The organism is Candidatus Accumulibacter sp. ACC007 (assembly GCF_907163205.1).
Lineage (GTDB): Bacteria > Pseudomonadota > Gammaproteobacteria > Burkholderiales > Rhodocyclaceae > Accumulibacter > Accumulibacter regalis.
Genome location: NZ_CAJQUD010000009.1, coordinates 317,600 through 323,599, shown reverse-complemented (window position 1 = coordinate 323,599; position 6,000 = coordinate 317,600). Strand labels below are relative to the sequence as shown.

3 protein-coding genes and 1 pseudogene are annotated in these 6,000 nt (G+C 60.9%); all 4 read left to right on the top strand.

Annotated elements, in window-relative coordinates; genetic code table 11:
• The first annotated feature begins 693 nt into the window (after positions 1-693).
• The 4 genes and pseudogenes from QZ634_RS19185 to mscL all read left to right on the top strand — a co-directional run bounded on the left by QZ634_RS19185 (position 694) and on the right by mscL (position 5,989).
• Entirely contained in the window at positions 694-849 is a 156-nt protein-coding gene (locus tag QZ634_RS19185) for a hypothetical protein (protein ID WP_291991086.1), read from the top strand.
• Between the two features lie 3,639 nt (positions 850-4,488).
• Positions 4,489-4,683 (top strand): hypothetical protein, encoded by a 195-nt coding sequence (locus tag QZ634_RS19180; RefSeq protein WP_291991085.1) that lies wholly within the window; start codon positions 4,489-4,491, stop codon positions 4,681-4,683.
• Between the two features lie 486 nt (positions 4,684-5,169).
• Positions 5,170-5,487 carry an aminotransferase class I/II-fold pyridoxal phosphate-dependent enzyme gene (locus QZ634_RS19175; protein ID WP_291991084.1) on the top strand — a complete coding sequence of 106 codons (318 nt, stop codon included), beginning with the start codon at positions 5,170-5,172 and terminating at the stop codon, positions 5,485-5,487.
• A 70-nt stretch (positions 5,488-5,557) separates the two neighbouring features.
• Positions 5,558-5,989 (top strand): annotated as a pseudogene (gene mscL / locus QZ634_RS19170) (large conductance mechanosensitive channel protein MscL).
• Positions 5,990-6,000: the final 11 nt, after the last annotated feature.

The window sequence follows — 6,000 nt, the reverse complement described above, 5'->3', positions numbered from 1 at the left end:
GCTGGCGAGACCGCAACCGATCATGTTCACCGCGCGGTGTTCTTCACACGCCCGGTCCTGCCGCAAAGCTTCTTTTGACCAGACCATGGCCTTGTCGTCTGCACACCTTTATTCGTCTGTCGCCGCGACCCCAGTCGGGCATCGCCGAGGAGGTCCCGTTCGGTATCGCTCTGGTTCCTCATCTGGACTGGTGTTGCTGATTAACTCGCGTTCGTATCGCGTTTCGCGGTGCTCCAGGGGAAGAAGAAATGGTAAGTCAAAAGCGCTTCTCGAACGATGGCGTGCTACCGGTCAGGGACGGTGCCGCTTCCCGCGGCTCGCGGATCAAGCTGGCGCCAAGTACCTACCATCAGTTACTGGCAATGCAGTGCGTTGAAGGACGTCAACCTGGAGATTCGCGAGCACGAGATCTTCGGCATCATTGTCCCCGCCAACGCCCGGCAAGAACCTCGTTCCTCCTTAAAAACACGGCTGGGTCCACCGCATGGACCCGGTTCAACACGGAATGCACGTCTGGTCGGCGAAATCCGCTTCAACGGCCTCGATAGATACCCGCCTACCTGAAAAATTCGATGCGCTGCGCAGTATCGCATCGGTGTCGTCTTCCGCTTCACGGTCGGCCTGCGATGACGGTCTCTGAGAACTTGCCCTTCGCCGCGCCTGCTGGGGATCAAGAACGAGGCCGGTTGGACGATGATCTTGCCAGTGCGCTGTCTGACCGTGCGGCCCCTCTGGGACTATGTCAAGATCGTCTGCATGCGCTTGGCAGCCTGCTTTTCGGCGGCCAGCAGCACGCCTGACGCCTTGACGATCGCCCGGGCCTTGTCGCCGGAGCCCGATCTGTTTTGATCTCATGACGATTCTCGATCGCCGTCGACCACCGGTGACCACGATGCCATCGAAGATGTGCTCAAGGAGCTGCGCCGGGAGGGGACCATCACTCCTGGTCACCAACCTCGTGCAGCAGCGCGGCGTCGCCTGGCCGAACCGCACTGCGTTCTTGCCTGAATGTCGAGTGCGTCGAGGGCTCACCGAGCATCTGTTCCCGTGAGTGAAGGAGCAGCGACCCTCGACTACGTAGAGGACGATTTTCGTCTGAGCCCGGTTTGCCTAGCTGCGACCAGTTGCCGCGGCAGCATGGCGCCAGCTTTCGCGCGCCGGGCGACGCGGCTTGCCACGACCTGACGTTTGTAATGCCAACGAAGGACCAACGAGATGACCGCCGTCCAAGGCCGCTTCTCTGCGCAGCCAGCTCCAGATACGCGATCGATACCAAAAAACGGACCCTGGTACGGAACCTTTCCAGGCTCTGTCCGACGTGGATCTGCGCATCCGCCCTGAGATGATCCCATCGATGATCGTGCCCTCGAGATGGGGCAGATAACCTCTCTGTCGCATCGCAGCGTCAACGCATCACCGAGCGTCTCGGCTACGTGCGCATCGGTGCATATCGACGTCATGTGCCCAGAAATATCTACGACCCGGCCTTCGAACTGATCCATGTGCGCACGCAGTGGGTTATGGTTTTCCAGCGTCCCAATCCGCTCCCGTTCGAGCTTCGCGTACAAGTAGTCCTTTTCGTCACTCGCTGCCGCCGAAGGGCGGCGGTACGTGCACCAGGGCACTGCGGACGATCGTCGAGGAGTCCCTGGGGGGCCCCCCGCCCCCCCACCGTGCTGCTTGGGACAGGTCAAGGATCGACCCTGTCAAGCGCCACGTGCGCCCGAACTGTCGCTGGAAGAGCGCAGAAGCTGTGTATCGCTCGTCTGCTACCCGTGAACCGAAGCTGTTTGCTGATGTAGAGCCCTGTGATCCCCCTCGAACCACCCTCGAAGGTTGACCGAAGTCGTTTCGAGTGAGTTTGCTCTGGGCACTGCCGGCCATCTCCCAATATCCAGCGTCCACCCACAACATGGCGCAGGCCTTCGTGCCAGCGCGGAATGCATCTTCATGTTGATGGGCAAGTTGGGTCGAGCAGCGCTTAACCGAGCAAATGTTCTGCTCCGGTACAACACAAGGAGGACCATCTGACTATATCTAAGGCCGTTACGGTTGAGCCTCGGTTTTTTGCGCGCACGGGGCAACGCCCGCCGCCGGGCGTTGTGCCTTGCGGGCTCTTGCCACTGGCTTGCCAAGCCTGGAGAAACTGCTAGACTCTCTGCCGTTTGCCGACCCTCGTCAAACCACCGCCAAGTCACTTCCCGGCGCCACGGGCGTCCGCTCAACCGTAGGTAAATCAGCATTGGCCTTTTCGATTATCGTTCAATGAAGCAGTGAGAAGCTTTTCGCTCCCAAAGGCGCAGTCGCGTTCTGATCTGTGACCATGCGCCCCAACGACGATGCTGCCAAGCCAGACTGACCAATGAACCGTGCGCTGGCGAATGCCCTTAGAGGCTATATCGGTCAGCACGCAGGGCTTGACCGTAACCGGGCTGACCGTGACCTTGAAGGCGGCAGTGGGGCGGCGACCGTTTTTCGGTGTCGGCCGCGATCTACCAGCAAGGATACAATCCTCCTTTGCTGTGGCATACGTCACGGCGTCGCCGGTTCAACGTCATGCTTTCGGGCATGAAGTACCCAGACGCGCGCCGGAAGCGCCTCTTCTACAACCGTGTCGTCCCGCGACTTAACCATGTGCAGCTAGAGTTCCTCTGAAGCCTGCAACATACTACAAATCCGAAACACGATAACAAATGCCTGCCATTCGATGCCACCAGCCAAACTGCTCGGTCACCTACCGACAGGATCGTATCCCGGCCAGATGTGCTGCGCATTCCTCCCCTCGTGATCCGGACCCGCGGCGCGCTGGCGGCTCAGGGCTGGCGTGCGCCGCCGTGTCGCCTGTGGCTGGCGGTGCGCTCGCCAGTCGTTTCGAGCATGGCCGTCACAAGACCTTTATAGCGTGGCACGACCACCGCTGTCGTGGCGTAGTCGCTATTGCCCGGAATAGCACCCCACCAGGTCACCCGCAGCCGAATGGGTTTGTTAGCCACCGCCGGACGGGTCCTAAGATTCACCCCAGCCAGGAAGCCATAGCGTGGTCCCCTGGCCGAATAGAGGAACGATGATGGATATAGTCTGTCCGCAAAAACACAGCGGGGAATTGTAGGCCGGCGCCATCGACGAAGCGGCGGCCGATTCTGGCGCCGTCTCTGACGACAACCCTGGAATACGACATTCACCCCGGCAGGCATATGCTGTTGGCAGGCTCTGCGGCAACGAAAATCGTAGACGGGCGTCTGCCAGTCCGGCTGGTTCGAATCGTCTTTGCCACGAGCCGACGAATGAGGCTACCGTGATCAAAGCGCAGCATTTCCGCCGCTGAATGTTGGTCTTCGCCGCCGGCCGTACTCGCCTCAGCAGATGGTTGAGCAATTCTTTCGCCGTGCGTGCATCGAAGTCGCCGCAGCGCCAAGTTGATGAACTGCTATGTTTTGCCTCTGCCTGCTGGCAGGGGATTTGGCCCCGGTCGCGACGACCAAATCATGGCGTGCGCCTCCGTCCGCTTGACGAAGCGAATTCGGCCAAGTCGTATTCACGATCCTTGGCCCAGAGCAGCCAGCCTCTCCATCACCGTGTGTAACGATGCTGTCCTTGCCAGGCTGATAACAGCCACACCGATCGTCAGCTAATCAGCTGTCCAGGCGGAATTCTAATGCTGCCCGGGCGTTGGCCGGCAAGTGCTTTTCCGCCCTTTGGCGCGCCATTTTTTCCCATCCCAGCCGACGGCCAGCGGCTGTGGCCCTCCACACCACGAGTAGCGCCATGCAATGCTGAGTGGACGCTCGCCAGAATCGGATCCTAATCGGCTCAGTAAAATACGGGCCTGCCCGCTGTCGACAGGAACCTGTCCTTGTCTCCGGAGAAGGCCGCCCAACCAGCCTGTCGCGGTTGGCTACAATGAAACTGCAACCCGCCATGAACGCCCCCGACGAGTGACCTGGAGACGTCAGGCCGCTCAACTCGTGCGCGGCCAGCGCCGTCAACGGCGGCGGGTCTCCTTCCGCGGCGCGTCTTGGCCGTGCTCAGAATGAGGACGAGAGTCCGTGGCGGCAAAGGCTGCGCCGGAGGGTCTTCGGGGGCCAGGTGGTTGCCGGCAAGAACGATGAAACGGCGACCGTCGCAAATGCTAGCAGATCCCTTTACGACTACCAGGGCGGCTGGCTTCGACCGCCCTTCGATGCTTCTCGCCGACCTGAAGCGGCTGTGCCTTGTTTATTCGCCAGGGCCCCTAAACTACGCCCTTCTCACTTCTCCACCGCGGCTGTCGTCTTATCGCCATGCGCCAGTCCCCAGTCCCATCGACCTCCGAAACTTCCCCCGCTGTTGGGAACCCACCAGCTTCACGGGTGATGTCGAGCTCTCCCAGCCGACTGCGGCGCGATCACCTGGCGCAGGGGTTTTGCCCTATTTCATGTCCGAAGCGCGCTTTGTTCCCGAGCGCCACCCTGCGGGCCCCGATAGCGCGGTGCGCAACCATTATCGCCAATGGCCGGTGTGGCCGAACTGCGCACGGCGATCCGCCGACAAGTCGCGGCGCTCTATGGCGCCGACTACGACGCCGAATACAATCACGTGACCGCCGGTGGCCACGCAGTCGACTCTTCCCCACGCGATATTGCCGCCTTCGTGCTAGTGGCGACTGAGGTGATCGTCTTCGAGCCGGTCTTATACGACAGCTAAGTGCCGGCGAGTCGAACGGTTGGCGGGAATGCCGTTTACCGCGGCGCTGCGCTTCCCCGATTAACCGGCCGTGATGTCAGCAGGTTCGTTTCGCTGCTCACCCGCGCACTAGCGGATGATCATCATCAATTTTCGCGCTGCAGCAACCCCAACCATTTGCCTTTTCGTAGACGCTGACGATACTCGCGGCTCCTGGCCGAACTGACACGCGATACGACATCGTGCTTCTGTCTAAACGCCTACGAGGTCTATGAACACATCGTTTTCCGACGGTGCCCCGGCACGAGAGCGTCGCTGCGCATCCGGAACTGTCCGCCCGCAGCATCGTCGTCGTCTTTTGGCACGACCTATCCCCATTCACCGCTGGAAGATCGGCTACGTGCTGGTCCTGTTCGCGAACTGATGCGCAGTTCCCCGCACGGTCCCATCATTCAACGTTGTTTTACAGGTCAATACGCCCTGCCAGCTGGGGATTGCCGAGTCACATTGCGCGACGCCTCGCGGCATCTCGGCCTGGCCGCGTTCTACGAAGGGAAGCGCGAGTTTTTCCGCCGCCAGCTCGGCGCTTCGCGCTTCGAGCTGCTGCCCTGCCGCGGCACCTACTTTCAACTGGCGCGTTACAGCGCCATTTCCGACCTCCCCGACCAGGAGTTTGCCCGCTGGCTGACCCGCGACGTCGGTGTGGCGGTGATTCCGGTGTCCGTTTTCAATCACGACGGTCACGACGAGCGCGTCGTCCGTTTCTGTTTCGCCAAGCAGGAGGCGACGCTGGCCGCCGCCGGCGAAAGACTGCGCGGCGTTTGACAAGCGTTCGCCGATGACCCCACAGTGGCCACACGATGCGCTTTCCCTGGCCCAAGACAAAGGAGAAATGATGAGCATGATGCAGGAGTTCAAAGAGTTTCGCAATGAAGGGCAACGTCATGGATCTCGCCGTCGGCTGTGATCATCGGCGGTGCCTTCGGCAAGATCGTCGAATCTGTCGTTCGCCGATCTGATCATGCCGGTGGTGGCCCTCATCATGGGCGGCAAGCTCGATTTTCGGGCATGTTCCTGGTCCTGGGCACGGTGCCGGAAGGTCGTCGCGACGACGCTGGACGCGCTGAGGACGGCGCAGGTTCCCGTCTTCGCCTAACGGCAATTTCCTGACCATTCTGGTTCAACTTCGTCATCTTGCCTTCATCATCTTCATGATGATCAAGCAGGTGAATCGCCTGAAGCGCAACGAGCCGCCGGCATCCCCCGCCGCGCCAGCGGAGGAGGTGCTGCTTCCCTGCGCGAGATTCGTGACAGTCTGAAGAAATAGTCAGCGGGTCC

What these genes read in the sequence shown, in the direction of transcription:
- QZ634_RS19185 (WP_291991086.1), top strand. Translation starts at nt 694, where the DNA reads ATGATCTTGCCAGTGCGCTGTCTGACCGTGCGGCCCCTCTGGGACTAT.
- QZ634_RS19180 (WP_291991085.1), top strand. Translation starts at nt 4,489, where the DNA reads ATGGCCGGTGTGGCCGAACTGCGCACGGCGATCCGCCGACAAGTCGCG.